Source organism: Pseudomonas sp. Eth.TT006 (assembly GCF_054456575.1).
Map to the genome: position 1 here is coordinate 60,756 of NZ_JBTJEN010000022.1, position 13,944 is coordinate 74,699.

The 13,944-nt window shown below is 58.8% G+C and carries 17 protein-coding genes; 3 read left to right on the plus strand and 14 right to left on the minus strand.

Translation table 11 applies throughout. The annotated features are described in order from the left end of the window. Nucleotides 1-49 precede the first annotated feature (49 nt). The 5 genes from ACXR0M_RS25255 to ACXR0M_RS25275 form a co-directional block, all read right to left on the minus strand. Entirely contained in the window at nt 50-589 is a 540-nt protein-coding gene (locus ACXR0M_RS25255) for a FixH family protein (RefSeq protein WP_458834350.1), read from the minus strand. 11 nt (nt 590-600) lie between these two features. Continuing rightward, nucleotides 601-2,016, minus strand: a complete 1,416-nt coding sequence (gene ccoG / locus ACXR0M_RS25260; protein ID WP_458834351.1) for a cytochrome c oxidase accessory protein CcoG — start codon at nt 2,014-2,016, stop codon at nt 601-603. A 222-nt stretch (nt 2,017-2,238) separates the two neighbouring features. After that, nucleotides 2,239-2,649 (minus strand): PIN domain-containing protein, encoded by a 411-nt coding sequence (locus tag ACXR0M_RS25265; protein WP_458834352.1) that lies wholly within the window; start codon nt 2,647-2,649, stop codon nt 2,239-2,241. Beyond that, the gene (locus tag ACXR0M_RS25270; protein ID WP_458834362.1) at nt 2,649-2,903 is read right to left on the minus strand and encodes a type II toxin-antitoxin system Phd/YefM family antitoxin; all 255 of its coding nucleotides are present in this window, start codon (nt 2,901-2,903) and stop codon (nt 2,649-2,651) included. Before ACXR0M_RS25270 ends, ACXR0M_RS25265 begins: the two co-directional genes overlap by 1 nt. Nucleotides 2,904-3,077: 174 nt before the next feature. After that, nucleotides 3,078-3,266 carry a hypothetical protein gene (locus tag ACXR0M_RS25275; protein ID WP_458834353.1) on the minus strand — a complete coding sequence of 63 codons (189 nt, stop codon included), beginning with the start codon at nt 3,264-3,266 and terminating at the stop codon, nt 3,078-3,080. A gap of 249 nt (nt 3,267-3,515) precedes the next feature. On the opposite strand from ACXR0M_RS25275, the gene ACXR0M_RS25280 reads away from it, so the two are divergent. After that, on the plus strand, nt 3,516-4,520 hold the full coding sequence (locus tag ACXR0M_RS25280) for a metallophosphoesterase family protein (RefSeq protein ID WP_458834354.1): 1,005 nt from the start codon (nt 3,516-3,518) through the stop codon (nt 4,518-4,520). Nucleotides 4,521-4,574: 54 nt separating this feature from the next. Here ACXR0M_RS25280 and ccoP (ACXR0M_RS25285) read toward each other — a convergent pair whose 3' ends face one another. From ccoP (ACXR0M_RS25285) to ccoN (ACXR0M_RS25320), 8 genes are all read right to left on the minus strand, one after another. Next, entirely contained in the window at nt 4,575-5,558 is a 984-nt protein-coding gene (gene ccoP / locus ACXR0M_RS25285; RefSeq protein ID WP_458834355.1) for a cytochrome-c oxidase, cbb3-type subunit III, read from the minus strand. Next, nucleotides 5,555-5,740 carry a CcoQ/FixQ family Cbb3-type cytochrome c oxidase assembly chaperone gene (locus tag ACXR0M_RS25290; protein WP_003175465.1) on the minus strand — a complete coding sequence of 62 codons (186 nt, stop codon included), beginning with the start codon at nt 5,738-5,740 and terminating at the stop codon, nt 5,555-5,557. The genes ccoP (ACXR0M_RS25285) and ACXR0M_RS25290 overlap by 4 nt, the downstream gene beginning before the upstream one ends. Nucleotides 5,741-5,746: 6 nt before the next feature. Then, nucleotides 5,747-6,355, minus strand: coding sequence for a cytochrome-c oxidase, cbb3-type subunit II (ccoO, locus tag ACXR0M_RS25295; protein WP_258679204.1), 609 nt, complete (start codon nt 6,353-6,355; stop codon nt 5,747-5,749). Next, nucleotides 6,355-7,797, minus strand: coding sequence for a cytochrome-c oxidase, cbb3-type subunit I (gene ccoN, locus ACXR0M_RS25300; RefSeq protein ID WP_458834356.1), 1,443 nt, complete (start codon nt 7,795-7,797; stop codon nt 6,355-6,357). Before ccoN (ACXR0M_RS25300) ends, ccoO (ACXR0M_RS25295) begins: the two co-directional genes overlap by 1 nt. 501 nt (nt 7,798-8,298) lie before the next feature. Continuing rightward, nucleotides 8,299-9,255, minus strand: a complete 957-nt coding sequence (gene ccoP, locus ACXR0M_RS25305) for a cytochrome-c oxidase, cbb3-type subunit III (protein WP_458834357.1) — start codon at nt 9,253-9,255, stop codon at nt 8,299-8,301. Continuing rightward, the gene (locus tag ACXR0M_RS25310; RefSeq protein WP_458834358.1) at nt 9,252-9,449 is read right to left on the minus strand and encodes a cbb3-type cytochrome oxidase subunit 3; all 198 of its coding nucleotides are present in this window, start codon (nt 9,447-9,449) and stop codon (nt 9,252-9,254) included. The genes ccoP (ACXR0M_RS25305) and ACXR0M_RS25310 overlap by 4 nt, the downstream gene beginning before the upstream one ends. A 3-nt stretch (nt 9,450-9,452) precedes the next feature. Continuing rightward, a complete protein-coding gene (gene ccoO, locus ACXR0M_RS25315; RefSeq protein WP_003223389.1) occupies nt 9,453-10,061 on the minus strand; it encodes a cytochrome-c oxidase, cbb3-type subunit II in 609 nt (202 codons plus the stop codon). A 10-nt stretch (nt 10,062-10,071) separates the two neighbouring features. Beyond that, nucleotides 10,072-11,496 carry a cytochrome-c oxidase, cbb3-type subunit I gene (ccoN, locus tag ACXR0M_RS25320; protein WP_007969190.1) on the minus strand — a complete coding sequence of 475 codons (1,425 nt, stop codon included), beginning with the start codon at nt 11,494-11,496 and terminating at the stop codon, nt 10,072-10,074. A 95-nt stretch (nt 11,497-11,591) separates the two neighbouring features. On the opposite strand from ccoN (ACXR0M_RS25320), the gene ACXR0M_RS25325 reads away from it, so the two are divergent. Beyond that, entirely contained in the window at nt 11,592-12,272 is a 681-nt protein-coding gene (locus ACXR0M_RS25325; RefSeq protein WP_458834359.1) for an alpha/beta family hydrolase, read from the plus strand. Nucleotides 12,273-12,882: 610 nt separating this feature from the next. Here the strand turns inward: ACXR0M_RS25325 and ACXR0M_RS25330 are convergent. Beyond that, nucleotides 12,883-13,071: a hypothetical protein gene (locus ACXR0M_RS25330; protein ID WP_458834360.1), complete on the minus strand. Its 189-nt coding sequence runs from the start codon at nt 13,069-13,071 to the stop codon at nt 12,883-12,885. Nucleotides 13,072-13,701: 630 nt separating this feature from the next. Between ACXR0M_RS25330 and ACXR0M_RS25335 the strand changes: the two genes are divergently transcribed. After that, nucleotides 13,702-13,944, plus strand: a 243-nt coding sequence (locus tag ACXR0M_RS25335; protein WP_458834361.1) for a DUF6124 family protein, incomplete at its 3' end; no start/stop codon positions are given.

The following is a 13,944-nucleotide window of genomic DNA, read 5'->3' on the forward strand; positions in this document are numbered from 1 at the left end:
ATCAAAGTCAAAAGATCGCAGCCTTCGGCAGCTCCTACAGGGGGTCGGCTTATTTTTTCAGGTCTTCGGCGCCCTGCAGCGGTTCATCACCGAGCAGCAGGTCTTTGTCATGGCTGACCAGTTCTTCTTCGAACATGCGCCACACGTGGTCATCCTGGCTGCCCAGCAGCTCGACAAAACGCCGGCCTTCGACCTTGTCGCCCAACTGGCCGATGTAACGGCCGGTTTCGGTTTCGCTGCGGGTCAGGACGATCTTGCGATCCTTCTCCGGCTGGGTGGGCGAGATCAGGTTGAGTTCCAGGGTTTTCGGCTGGCTGTCGCCGCTCAGGCGCAGATCGACTTCGCCGGTGACGTCGTCCAGGTGCACATTGGCGCGCATCTTCAGGTTCTGTGCCAGCAGTTCGCGATCCAGCGAGCGGTTGATGCCCTTGCCGGCCTCGTAATAGTTGTCGTTGACCAGGTTGTCCGGGTTGTTCACCGCAATCGTCACCATCGACAGGGTCAGCGTCACCGAACAGGCCAGAATTCCGATGATGATCCATGGCCAAAGGTGCTTGTACCAAGGGCTTGCGGCGTTTGCGGCGGGCATGTGCAGTTCTCTCAACGGGTTTGTGGGCCGATGAATCGGCTCTTGGCTTCAACGTGGACGCTGTCGTCGTCGGCATCCTTGAGGATGAATTTCACCTCGTTGGTGCTCGACGGCAATTGTTCCGGTGCGCTCGACAACTCCACCGGCATGCTGAAAATCTCGCCGGCCGGGACCTTGATCTCGCGTTTGCCCTGCAGGCGCAGGTCCGGCAGGCCGGCAGCTTCCAGCACGTAGGTGTGGTCGCGCTGATCCTTGTTCATGATCTTCAGGCTGTAAACGTTTTCGATCCGGCCTTCAGCATTCTCGCGGTACAACACACGGTCCTTGCTGACGTCGAAACCGACCAGCGAGCGCATGAAGAACGCGGCCACCAACAGGCTGATCATCGCCAGCAGCACCACCGCGTAGCCGATCAGGCGTGGCCGCAGTTTATGGGTTTTCTGGCCCGACAGGTTGTGCTCGGTGGTGTAGCTGATCAGCCCGCGCGGGTAGTCCATCTTGTCCATGATCGCGTCGCAGGCGTCGATGCACGCAGCACAACCGATGCACTCGATCTGCAGGCCGTCGCGGATGTCGATGCCGGTCGGACACACCTGAACGCACATGGTGCAGTCGATGCAGTCACCAAGGCCCATGGCCTTGTAATCAACGCCTTTCTTGCGCGGACCACGGCTTTCGCCGCGACGCGGATCATAGGAAACGACCAGCGTGTCTTTGTCGAACATCACGCTCTGGAAGCGTGCGTATGGACACATGTAAATGCACACCTGCTCGCGCAGCCAGCCGGCGTTGCCGTAGGTGGCGAGGGTGAAGAAACCGACCCAGAAATACGACCAGCCATCGGCCTGGCCGGTGAAGAAATCGAGCACCAGTTCACGGATCGGCGAGAAGTAGCCGACAAAGGTCATGCCGGTGACGAAACCGATCAGCAGCCACAGCGAATGTTTGGCCAGCTTGCGCAGGAACTTGTTGGCGCTCATCGGCGCCTTGTCGAGTTTGATGCGCTGGTTGCGGTCGCCTTCGGTGACCTTTTCGCACCACATGAAAATCCATGTCCACACGCTCTGCGGGCAGGTGTAGCCACACCAGACGCGGCCGGCGTACACGGTTATGAAGAACAGGCCGAACGCGGCAATGATCAGCAGGCCCGAGAGCAGAATGAAGTCCTGCGGCCAGAAGGTGGCGCCGAAGATGAAGAACTTGCGTTCGGGCAGGTTCCACCACACCGCCTGATGGCCGCCCCAGTTGAGCCAGACCGTACCGAAATACAACAGGAACAGCGCGGCACCGCCCATCATCCGCAGATTGCGGAACACGCCGGTGAAAGCACGGGTGTAGATTTTTTCTCGAGAGGCGTAGAGATCGACGCTGTTGTTCGGGTTTTTGCTCGGCGGTGTGACGTCGTGTACCGGAATCTGGTTGCTCATCATTGCATCCCACGGCAGTGGAAAAATGCCTCGGTCGATACGTGCCGACCGCGGTCAGAAAGAAGTGTTGCAGTGGCGCAATGATACGCCTGTCGCTCTGGCTCAAGGGTGCGACCTTTGGTCGCGTTGGGTAAATAGCATTATTGGTGTAGCGAATGCAGCAAAGCGTGATGCAGATCAATTGACTTGTTGAGTATGGACAGTTTTCGCGTGGTCGCTCGGTCATCGATCCCAAGGGTTGATCAGGGCGACACCGCTTGCCTGGAAGTCACTGACATTACGCGTGACAACCGTGAGCCCGTGCACCAGGGCTGTGGCAGCAATCAATGCATCGCTTTCGTTAGCCTGGTCGGGCACATGCAGGCTGGCGCAGCGCAATGCCACCGCGGCATCGACCGGCAGGATTCGCGCCTCGAACGCCGGCATGACGTGCCGTATCAGCCAACTGCGCAGCAACTTTCCCTGAGCGGGATCGCGCCGCTCCATTCGCAGCACACCGGTTTCCAGTTCTTTCAGGGTAATGGCCGAGATGTACAGGCGTGGTGCGCTGACGCTATTGGCCCAACTGACGACATTCGAATCGGCTTGCGGCTTGCGAAGTTCGGAAATCACATTGGTGTCGAGTAAATACATCAGGACAGATCCACGGGACGATGAATGATGACTGCTCGCTCGGTTTCGAATTCGATGTCGGCAGCCTCCGGCATGGCCAGCAAATCGACGATGCTGGCGCCTGCACCGCTCAGTTTCTGAAATTCCTCGATGCTCAGCAGTACATGAGAGGCCTTGCCACGGTCGGTGATGATCACTGGACCCAGACGTGCAGCCTTTTTGGCGCTGCTGGTGTCCTGATTGAATTCGCGGCTGGAGATGGTGGTGATTGCCATCATGGTTGACCTCTCGCAATACAGATGTAGCAACGTTACTACTTCGCCCTCGGGGCGGCAATCGAGGAAGACAGGACTCGACCTTCCGTTGGTCGGTCCATGACTGGCGTTAGTCGAGCCGACCTCGCACAAAGCGCAGGCCGCCCCGGGTTTATTCAGGTTCGGCTTCAACACTCAGGGCAGCCTGCCGCCGCCCAGGCTGTCGAGGCTGCCGGTATTTTTGTGGGGTTTGGTGGGGCGGTCGGCAGCGGGATGCCTCCGCTTGCGCGTCGCCAGGGCCTTGAACTTCGATGCTGTGTTTGCGTCAGCGGTTTCAGTGAGATCGTGCTCCACCGGGAGCGGGTCTTTGTCGCGATTCGACATGACGGCTTCATCCTTGAAGTGGCTCCGATGCGGATCATCGGGCTGTGGCAGACCCTACAGCTCGGCATGAATCGAGTCTATTAACCATGTGTCTCAAAGTATTAATCTCTCGTTGTTTCAATGTTTCAGAAATATCATTAGTTAATTAAGGTCTTTTGAGTTCTTGTTGTTTTGAATAGTTTGTTAGTTGTCCTGCATCCTAATAGATGCAGGTTGCAATTTTGATGAATAACCAAATGATGGAATGTTATGAAGATCAGGGAAGTTAATAAGCTTTTCGCATATCTGTGCCTGTTATCGTTGAGCACTCTGGCCTGGGCCAATGCAGGTGTTCCGCAGCACATGGTATTTGCCTCGGACCCGCAATACCCGTGGACCGAGAAATCGGACAGTGACGAAGATGAATCGAGCGCAGACTTCGACAAGCGCTCAAAGTGGCTGGTGGACAGCCAGTTCGCAAGCATTGCGCAGTTTCGCCAGGAAATGGGCGGGCAGGCGGCGGTACCGTTAATGATCAACGGCGACATGACTGCCTTCGGTCACGGCTGGCAGCGCTCCTTTTTAGCGACGATGCTGAGAAAACACTTTGGTGATCAGTATCTCTACGGGTTGGGTAACCATGATTATCAGAACAACGTGAATGACTGTTTCAGTGAGAGTTGCGCGGCGGGCAGTATTGTCGATTATCGCGATCATCACGTTGATAAAGTCGATCAGTTCGATCTGCAAGTGACCGGCAGTTTTTTGAATAAGCACTATCTCGGCAGTCTCGCTTACTCAAAGAACATCGGCGAAGTGCATCTGGTGCAGTTGAACAATGAGCCGACTTATCAGGTGAAGATTTCCCATGCGCTGAATCCGACTTCATTCGATATCAGGCAATCGCTGGACTGGTTGGAGAATGATTTGCGGCAGGCGCGGGCTCAGGGCTACGCGATCATTATCAATATGCACAAGCCGTTTGACTGGAACGGCAGTTGGGAGCAACAGAAGCGCTTTCGCGAAATGATTGAAAAGTATCAGGTGACGGCCATATTCGCCGGCCACTTCCATGCCGATGGCGGTGACCAGACTTATGTGGGCGGGGTGCCGATGTTCCTTAGCGGTTCGGCCTCTCGGCAGACCTATCTGACGGCGAGTTTTTCCAGCGACCGCAAGCAGCTGGAGATCAGTCTGGTCGAAGCCAATGACTGGCGCAAACGGACGCCGGTGGCCACGGTGCCGGTGAAGTCGATCTTTGCCAGTCGACCATAAAAAAGCCCCCGTCAGCGCACTGGCGGGGGCTTTGTCTTGCGTCCGGCGTTGGCGTTACTGGGCCTCGGCTTCCGCAGGTTTGTCACCGTGAGACAGGCTGTAAACATAGGCCGCCAGCAGGTGCACCTTGTCGTTACCCTGCAGTTGTTCCTGCGCCGGCATCTGGCCCTGACGGCCGTAACGGATGGTCTGTTGCAGTTGCGCGAAGCTCGAACCGTAGATGAACGCGGCCGGGTGGGTCAGGTTAGGGGCGCCCATGGCCGGGGTGCCTTTGCCTTCCGGACCGTGGCAGGCCACGCAGTTGGCCGCGAACAGTTTCTGCCCGTTGGCCGGATCCGCCTTGGTGCCTTCCGGCAGTTTGCGGCCATCGAGCTGGGTGACCACGAAGGCCGCCACATCGGCTACGCCTTGCTCGCCAATCACTTCGGCCCAGGCCGGCATCACCGCGTGACGACCGCCCATGATAGTGGTCTTGATGGTTTCCGGCTCACCGCCCCAGCGCCAGTCGGCGTCGGTCAGGTTCGGGAAACCATAGGCGCCTTTGGCGTCGGAACCGTGGCACACCGAGCAGTTGGAGGCGAACAGCCGGCCACCCATTTTCAGTGCCTGTGGATCCTTGGCGACTTCTTCGATTGGCATGGCGGCGAACTTGGCGAAGATCGGCCCGAACCTGGCGTCCGAACGAGCCATTTCCTTTTCCCACTCGTGCACGCCGGTCCAGCCGGTCTGGCCGTTGGCGAACGCGGTCTGCTTGTCGTTATCGAGGTAGTTGTAGCCCGGCAGCAGGCCTTTCCAGTTGCCAAGGCCCGGGTACAGCACCAGATAACCCAGGGCAAACACGATGGTGCCCACGAACAGCATGAACCACCATTTCGGCAGTGGGTTGTCGTACTCCTCGATCCCGTCGAAGGAGTGGCCCACCGTCTCTTCCGTCTGCTCGCTGCGCTGGCCCTTGCGGGTCGACAGCAGCAGCCAGGTCAGGGAAAAGATCGTACCGAGACTGAGGACTGTGACATACAGACTCCAGAATGTAGTCATTCTTTGTTACTCCTAGAAGCTTGCTCGACGTGCTTGATGGCTTCGGGATCATCCGCAAAAGGCAGCAAGGTCGCGTCTTCGAACTCCGACTTGCGCTTGGGGCTGAACACCCACAGCGCCAGACCGATGAAGGCCACCATCACAACGACGGTGCCCAGGCCACGAATCATCCCGATATCCATGAAGAATCACCGTTTGCTTTTGATGATGGTGCCCAGGCCCTGCAGATAGGCCACCAGCGCGTCCATTTCGGTTTTGCCCTTTACGGCATCCTTGGCACCGGCGATGTCTTCGTCGGTGTAAGGGACGCCGAGCGTGCGCAACACTTCCATCTTCCTGGCCGTGTCTTTGCCGTCGAGCTTGTTTTCCACGAGGAACGGGTAAGCCGGCATTTTCGACTCAGGCACCACGTTGCGCGGGTTGTACAAATGCGCACGCTGCCAGTCATCGGAGTAACGACCGCCAACACGGGCCAGGTCCGGGCCGGTACGTTTGGAACCCCACAGGAACGGGTGATCCCAGACACTTTCACCGGCGACCGAGTAGTGGCCGTAGCGTTCGGTTTCGGCGCGGAACGGGCGGATCATCTGCGAGTGGCAGCCGACACAACCGTTGGCGATGTAGACGTCGCGGCCTTCCAGTTCCAGCGCCGAGCGGGGCTTCATGCCTTCGACCGGCTTGTTGGTGACGTCCTGGAAAAACAGCGGAACGATCTGCGTCAGGCCGCCAATGCTGACGGCAATGACCATGAAGAAGGCCAGCAGGCCAATGTTCTTCTCGACAGCTTCATGCTTCATCAGTGAGCTCCAACGACAGCGATCTGGGCGGCGGCATCGGCTTCAGCCGGGTTCGAGGCGCGCACGGTGCGCCAGACGTTGTAAGCCATCAGGAACATGCCGCTGGCGAAGAAAGCACCGCCCAGGGCACGCACGATGTAGCCCGGGTGGCTGGCTTGCAGCGCTTCGACGAACGAGTAGGTGAGGGTGCCGTCATCGTTGATTGCCCGCCACATCAGGCCCTGAGTGATGCCGTTGACCCACATCGAGGCGATGTAGAGCACGGTGCCGATGGTCGCGAGCCAGAAGTGCGCGTTGATCAGGCCGACGCTGTGCATCTGCGCACGCCCGAACAGTTTCGGGATCATGTGGTAGATCGCGCCGATCGAGATCATCGCCACCCAGCCCAGAGCGCCGGCGTGTACGTGGCCGATGGTCCAGTCGGTGTAGTGCGAGAGCGAGTTGACGGTCTTGATCGCCATCATCGGCCCTTCGAAGGTCGACATGCCGTAGAACGCCAGCGACACGACGAGGAAGCGCAGAATCGGGTCGGTGCGCAGCTTATGCCAGGCCCCCGACAGAGTCATCATGCCGTTGATCATGCCGCCCCAGCTTGGCGCCAGGAGGATGATCGACATCGCCATGCCCAGCGACTGCGCCCAGTCCGGCAGGGCGGTGTAGTGCAGGTGGTGCGGGCCGGCCCAGATGTACAGGGTGATCAGCGCCCAGAAGTGCACGATCGACAGGCGATAGGAGTAGATCGGGCGTTCGGCCTGTTTCGGCACGAAGTAGTACATCATCCCCAGGAAGCCGGTGGTGAGGAAGAAACCCACGGCGTTGTGGCCGTACCACCACTGGATCATCGCGTCGGTCGCGCCCGAGTAGGCGGAGTAGGACTTGAAGAAACTGACCGGCAGAGAGGCGTGGTTGACGATGTGCAGCATCGCGGTTACGACGATGAACGCGCCGTAGAACCAGTTACCGACATAGATGTGCTTGGTCTTGCGCTTGGTGATGGTGCCGAAGAACACCAGACCGTAGGAGATCCAGACAATGGCCAGCAGGATGGCGAGCGGCCATTCCAGTTCGGCGTATTCCTTGGTGGTGGTGTAACCCAGCGGCAAGGTGATGATTGCGCCGACGATAACCGCTTGCCAACCCCAGAAGGTGAAGGCGGCGAGGCTGTCGGAGATCAGTCGCGTCTGGCAGGTTCGCTGCACGACATAATAGGAAGTGGCAAACAGTGCACAACCACCGAAGGCGAAAATCACCAGGTTTGTGTGCAACGGGCGCAGGCGTCCAAAGCTCGTCCACGGCAGACCGAAGTTCAACTCCGGCCAGACCAGTTGCGAGGCGATGAAGACACCGAGCCCCATGCCAAGGATCCCCCAGACCACCGTCATGATGGCGAACTGGCGGACTACCTTATAGTTATAAGCAGTCGGACTGATTGCTGTGCTCATTCTAAGGTTCCACGGTTTAGGTGTTTTATTAGGATTAAAATCGGCCGCAAGTATGCAGAGAGCAGGGGGTCAATGCAACGCGCCATGACCTGGGTCAATGCTTTCCAACGCTGATTCTGCGGCCTTTCCATACGCCGCGTAAGGACAAAATCAGCCTCGGACAAAATGTCGCAGCGGACGAAAAAAGCCAGGGGTTCAGGTCAGGTGTAACGAGGTGTGTTCAAGCGCTACGTTCGGATGACGGACGGTCAATGGCACGACAGCCGGTATCTACCGGCCTTTGCGGCCACATCAGTCAGCCGGTTCGCAGAACACAGCTTTCAGGGTTGACCTGGAACCGGCGCAAACCAGTCCGCATCGAGCAAGCGTAGACCCGAATCGGGGGATTCGAAAGGAGGGGGGTGTGATGGGGTGCGACAAAAAGAAGCAGCTGCAAGCTGAAAGCTGCAAGCGACAAGATGGTTCAGGTCGCCTGCAGTATTGTATACAAAGCTTTTGATTTTACTTGGAGCTTTCAGCTTGAAGCTTGTCGCTCAATTGCTCGTTATTTTTTGAAAGGCTGTATACATAGGCGGCAAGCAACTGCACTTTATCGTTACCCAGCAGTTCGTTCTGTGCCGGCATGTGGCCCTGGCGACCATGGCGGATGGTCTGCTCAAGCTGTGTCAGGCTGGTGCCGTAGATAAATCCGGCCGGGTGCGTCAGATTCGGCGCACCCATGGCTTCAGTGCCCTGGCCGGTTGCCCCATGACAGGCTACGCAGGTGGTGCTGAACGCCTGCTGTCCTGCCTGCAGGTCCGCTTTGCTATCGGCGGGCAGCGGCAGGCCGGCCAGTTCGTGACGCACATACGCCGCGACGTTCTTCACGCCCGCCTCACCGAGCACTTCGCCCCAGGCCGGCATCGCCGCCATCCGCCCACCCATGATGGTGGTCTTGATGGTCTCGGCACTGCCGCCCCAGCGCCAGTCGCTGTCGGTCAGGTTAGGGAAACCGAACGCGCCCTTGGCGTCGGAACCGTGGCACACCGAGCAGTTGGAGGCGAACAGCCGACCACCCATTTTCAGCGCTTGCGGATCCTTCGCCACTTCCTCCAGCGGCATGGCGGCGAATTTGGCGAAGATCGGTCCGAACCTGGCGTCAGCCTTGTTCATTTCCTTTTCCCACTCGTGGACGCCGGTCCAGCCGTCCTCGTAGCCGGGCAGGATGCCTTTCCAGTTGCCCAGGCCCGGATACAGAATCAGATAGCCCACGGAAAACACCAGCGTGCCGGCGAACAGCATGAACCACCACTGCGGCAGCGGGTTGTCGTACTCCTCGATGCCGTCGAAGCTGTGGCCCATGGTCTGGTCGACGCTGCCCTTGGTCTCGCCCCGGCGGGTGCCGATCAGCAGCCAGGTCAGGCCGATCAGGCTGCCGATGGTCAGTACGCAGATCCACGTACTCCAGAAGGTGGTCATGGCCGGGTACTCCTTGTTTCAGATGCGGGGGTGGTGTCGGGTTGCGGCTCGTCGGCGAACGGCAGCAGGCGCGCCTCGGCGAATTCCGGCAGGCGCTTGCGGTTGAACACCCAAAGGGTCAGGCCGATAAACGCTACGAACACGACGACGGTGCCTAAGCCGCGAATCAGCCCTGTGCTCATTTCAATGACCATGGCTCACCTCTTGCTCTTGATTGCAGTGCCGAGCACTTGCAGGTAGGAGACGAGGGCGTCCATTTCGGTCTTGCCCTTGAGGCTGGCGACTGCGCCACTGATGTCGTCGTCGGTGTACGGCACGCCGAGGGTGCGCATGGTCTTGAGTTTGGTTTCGGTGTGGCTGCTGTCGACCGCTTGCGTGACCAGCCACGGGTAGGCCGGCATCTTCGACTCCGGCACGACGTTGCGCGGGTTGTACAAGTGCGCACGGTGCCAGTCATCCGAGTAACGCGCGCCGACCCGGGCCAGGTCCGGCCCGGTACGTTTCGAGCCCCACAGGAACGGGTGATCCCAGACGCTTTCACCGGCCACCGAGTAGTGCCCGTAGCGCTCGGTTTCGGCGCGGAACGGACGGATCATCTGCGAGTGGCAACCGACGCAACCTTCGCGGATGTAGATATCGCGGCCTTCCAGCTGCAGCGCGGTGTAGGGCTTCATGCCTTCCACCGGTTTGTTGGTGACGTCCTGGAAGAACAGCGGGACGATCTGGGTCAGGCCGCCGATGCTCACGGCGAACACCATGAGCAACATCAACAGGCCGACGTTCTTTTCAATCGTTTCGTGTTTCATGGCGGACTCCTCAGGCCATCTGCGCGGCAGCAACGACGTCAGCAGGCTGCGAGGCCCGCACGGTGCGCCAGGTGTTGTAAGCCATCAGGAACATGCCGCTGAGGAAAATCGCCCCACCAATCAGCCGCACGACGAAGCCTGGGTGGCTGGCCACCAGGGTTTCGACGAAGGAGTAGGTCAGCGTGCCGTCCTCGTTCACCGCGCGCCACATCAGGCCCTGGGCGATACCGTTGACCCACATCGAAGCGATGTAGAGCACGGTGCCGATGGTCGCGAGCCAGAAGTGCGCGTTGATCAGGCCAATGCTGTGCATCTGCTCTTTGCCGAAGACTTTCGGGATCATGTGGTACAGCGCGCCGATGGAAATCATCGCTACCCAGCCGAGAGCGCCGGCGTGCACGTGGCCGATGGTCCAGTCGGTGTAGTGGGAGAGGGCGTTGACCGTCTTGATCGCCATCATCGGACCTTCGAAGGTCGACATGCCGTAGAACGCCAGCGAGACCACGAGGAAACGCAGGATCGGGTCGCTGCGCAACTTATGCCAGGCGCCTGACAAGGTCATCATGCCGTTGATCATGCCGCCCCAGCTCGGTGCCAGCAGAATCAGCGACATCACCATGCCCAGCGACTGCGCCCAGTCCGGCAGCGCGGTGTAGTGCAAGTGGTGCGGGCCGGCCCAGATGTACAGGGTGATCAGCGCCCAGAAGTGCACGATCGACAGGCGATACGAATACACCGGACGTTCGGCCTGTTTCGGCACGAAGTAGTACATCATCCCGAGGAAACCGGCAGTGAGGAAAAAGCCCACGGCGTTGTGGCCGTACCACCATTGCACCATCGCGTCGGTCGCACCGGCGTACACCGAGTAGGACTTGGTGAAACTCACCGGCAACTCAAGGTTGTTGACGATGTGCAGAATCGCCACGGTGATGATGAACGCGCCGAAGAACCAGTTGCCCACGTAGATGTGCTTGGTCTTGCGCTGCATGATCGTGCCGAAGAACACGATGGCGTAGGCGACCCAGACGATGGTGATCAGGATGTCGATCGGCCATTCCAGCTCGGCGTATTCCTTGGAGCTGGTGTAACCCAGCGGCAGGCTGATCGCCGCCAGCAGGATCACCAGTTGCCAGCCCCAGAAGCAGAACGCGGCGATTTTCGGCGCAAACAATTGGGTCTGGCAGGTGCGTTGCACCGAGTAGAACGAACTGGCGAACAGCGCACAGCCACCGAACGCGAAGATCACCGCGTTGGTGTGCAGCGGGCGCAGACGGCCGAAACTGGTCCAGGGCAAATTGAAGTTGAGTTCCGGCCAGACCAATTGGGCGGCGAGAAAAACCCCGAGCCCCATGCCGACGATGCCCCACACCACCGTCATAATGGCGAATTGGCGGACCACCTTGTAGTTGTAGGCGGTACTGATAGAAGTGTTCATGGTTCCCCATCCACGGTTCAGCCGAAGTGAGCGCGCGCAAAACACGCTGCGAATCCTTCGCCTGGAGTTATAGGCAGACTAAAAGCGAGGCAAGCATGGACAAACAGCACAAGGCCAGTATTGACGGGGATCAATGGGCGCAGTGCGTGCGGGATCACGGGTGGCTTTGGGATGCCGCTGTTGGTGAGGCTTCGGCGACGCTCATTCTTGCCCATGGTGCGGGGGCGCCGATGGACAGTGAGTGGATGACGGATGTGGCTGGGCGCCTTGCTGGGCTTGGTATCAACGTGTTGCGGTTTGAGTTTCCTTATATGGCGCAGCGGCGGGTTGATGGGGTTAAGCGGCCGCCGAATCCTGCTGCGAAATTGCAGGCGTGCTGGCGTGAGGTTTATGGCTTGGTGCGACTTCATGTCGCTGGGCGACTCGCGATTGGCGGCAAGTCGATGGGGGGGCGGATGGCCAGTTTGCTTGCCGATGAGCTTGGCGCTGATGCGTTGGTTTGTCTGGGGTATCCGTTTTATGCGGTTGGGAAACCGGAGAAACCGCGGGTTGAGCATTTGGCTTCTTTGCAGACGCGGACGTTGATTGTGCAGGGGGAGCGGGATGCGTTGGGCAATCTTTCGGGGGTTGAGGCTTATAGCTTGTCACCGAGTATTGAGGTGATGTGGCTGGCGGCCGGCGATCATGATCTGAAGCCGTTGAAGGTTTCCGGGTTTACCCATGAGCAGCATCTGGCCAGTGCTGCTCAGAAAGTAGCCGAGTTTCTCAGCAGCTGACCGAGCCGGACTGAGATTCTGAACTGCATGAAGATCTGCTCCCTTCCCCCTCGCCCCCCTAGGGGGAGAGGGCTGGGGTGAGGGGGATGGATTTTGAATGTGCCGCAGTTTTTTTGTACATATCCATTCCTGCGGTAACGGCCACCTAGGGTTTCGCCCTGACGGCGACTCACTTTTTTTACAAACGCCTAAAAAAAGTAAGCAAAAAAACGCTTGCTCCTGCGTCCGGCCCGCTCGCCGGGGCTCGGGGTCCCTTCGCTCCGGGATCGATCCGGGCGCAGCGCCTACGGTTTGCTTCGCTGCACCTCCTCTCGATGTGTTTGGCTTCGCCAAACGGTCGCTGCGCTCCCACCCCCGTATAAATCCCTCCACTCAGCCTTCCGACGTCGCCCGTGGATCAAGATCAAAAGCCGCAGCCGAGCTAACGCTCATCCTGTTGAGTGGTGAAAAGCGGATGCGGTCTGCCTTGGCTTTTCTGTGGAAGCTGGCTTGCCAGCGATCGCGGCCTGACAGCCGACCAATCGCATCACTGATGTACCCGGTCCCAATGTGGGAGCGGGCTTGCTCGCGAAGGCGTCCTGACAGCCGACCAAACTTCAATTGAATACGCTCATTCCCACCTGTAGGAGCTGCCGAAGGCTGCGATCTTTTGATCTTGATTTGTGGGAGCTCTGCCAGTGATCACAAATGTATCGAACACTTTCTGCCCATCACGCGCGGCTTGCCGAACATCAAGGAATGTCAGTTCATCACGAACTTCCTTCTTCTTGGGTTTGTCGGTTTTTCGGGTGGTGGCCATCGGAGCCTCCGAAGGATGTGTATTCATGCTGACCCGCTTATGTGAATAAGTTTTGACCGGCAAACAATAGAACCTGGCTCCATTGGGCACCAGTCGGCGCATTCTGGCGGGGTTGTAGGCAGTGTCTGCATTGCCTGCGTGAGACCTTCGCCGGTGCAGCAGGCCTCTTCGCGGGCAGACATTCTCCTACGTTTGATTGTCCCCGGACGCAAAACAGTGCCTGCCAGACGGTATCGACAGAACGAGGAAATGTTCGGCCAGTCTGTAATAAACGTACCTCTTCGAGTTTGTTTAAAGTACACGAACCGTTACGCCATAACGGCTACAACGCCTTGCGCCGTTACCTACGCCTACGCCAGAATCCGCCGGCTTACACGGCTATGGGCCGGGCTATATCGTTTGCCTGTCACTGAAAAACAGTGATCGGGTTTGGTAGCCCGTTTTCGGTACGGCCGTGTGGCGTCACCTTTTGCAGCCCTTTATGCGGCTCGCTTATATGGTGGGCATGCGTGGGGCTCATTCGTGAGCGCCGGGTTCCGTATCGACCGGTCTACCAACCCGCGCATGGCCGCCACCCATCGTTTGGTAGCGAGGGTGATGGCTCCTATGACTCGATACGGAGCAACATGTATGTTCAAAGCCACACCCAACCCCCCAGACGCCGATCCAATCCCGTACGACCCGGCCCTCGACCCGCAGAAGATAAAACAGGCGACCGACCGCGCCATCAACTTCTACCTCAACCCCGGCTCGCTGAAACTCTCAATCCCCTCGCGCAAGTCCAGCAGGATCTTCCTCGTCGACCCGGCAGTGGACGAAGAAACATTACTCGTCGAAGCCTGTGAGTCCCTGGCCGCCGCCAGTGACATGGCT

Coding starts and splice junctions, on each gene's coding strand:
- ACXR0M_RS25290 (WP_003175465.1), bottom strand. CDS start 5,740: ATGGATATCGGGATGATTCGTGGCCTGGGCACCGTCGTTGTGATGGTG.
- ccoG (WP_458834351.1), bottom strand. CDS start 2,016: ATGAGCAACCAGATTCCGGTACACGACGTCACACCGCCGAGCAAAAAC.
- ccoN (WP_007969190.1), bottom strand. CDS start 11,496: ATGAACACTTCTATCAGTACCGCCTACAACTACAAGGTGGTCCGCCAA.
- ccoN (WP_458834356.1), bottom strand. CDS start 7,797: ATGAGCACAGCAATCAGTCCGACTGCTTATAACTATAAGGTAGTCCGC.
- ccoP (WP_458834355.1), bottom strand. CDS start 5,558: ATGACTACATTCTGGAGTCTGTATGTCACAGTCCTCAGTCTCGGTACG.
- ACXR0M_RS25330 (WP_458834360.1), bottom strand. CDS start 13,071: ATGGCCACCACCCGAAAAACCGACAAACCCAAGAAGAAGGAAGTTCGT.
- ACXR0M_RS25255 (WP_458834350.1), bottom strand. CDS start 589: ATGCCCGCCGCAAACGCCGCAAGCCCTTGGTACAAGCACCTTTGGCCA.
- ACXR0M_RS25270 (WP_458834362.1), bottom strand. CDS start 2,903: ATGGCAATCACCACCATCTCCAGCCGCGAATTCAATCAGGACACCAGC.
- ccoO (WP_258679204.1), bottom strand. CDS start 6,355: ATGAAGCATGAAGCTGTCGAGAAGAACATTGGCCTGCTGGCCTTCTTC.
- ccoO (WP_003223389.1), bottom strand. CDS start 10,061: ATGAAACACGAAACGATTGAAAAGAACGTCGGCCTGTTGATGTTGCTC.
- ACXR0M_RS25275 (WP_458834353.1), bottom strand. CDS start 3,266: ATGTCGAATCGCGACAAAGACCCGCTCCCGGTGGAGCACGATCTCACT.
- ACXR0M_RS25325 (WP_458834359.1), top strand. CDS start 11,592: ATGGACAAACAGCACAAGGCCAGTATTGACGGGGATCAATGGGCGCAG.
- ACXR0M_RS25280 (WP_458834354.1), top strand. CDS start 3,516: ATGAAGATCAGGGAAGTTAATAAGCTTTTCGCATATCTGTGCCTGTTA.
- ACXR0M_RS25310 (WP_458834358.1), bottom strand. CDS start 9,449: ATGGTCATTGAAATGAGCACAGGGCTGATTCGCGGCTTAGGCACCGTC.
- ccoP (WP_458834357.1), bottom strand. CDS start 9,255: ATGACCACCTTCTGGAGTACGTGGATCTGCGTACTGACCATCGGCAGC.
- ACXR0M_RS25265 (WP_458834352.1), bottom strand. CDS start 2,649: ATGTATTTACTCGACACCAATGTGATTTCCGAACTTCGCAAGCCGCAA.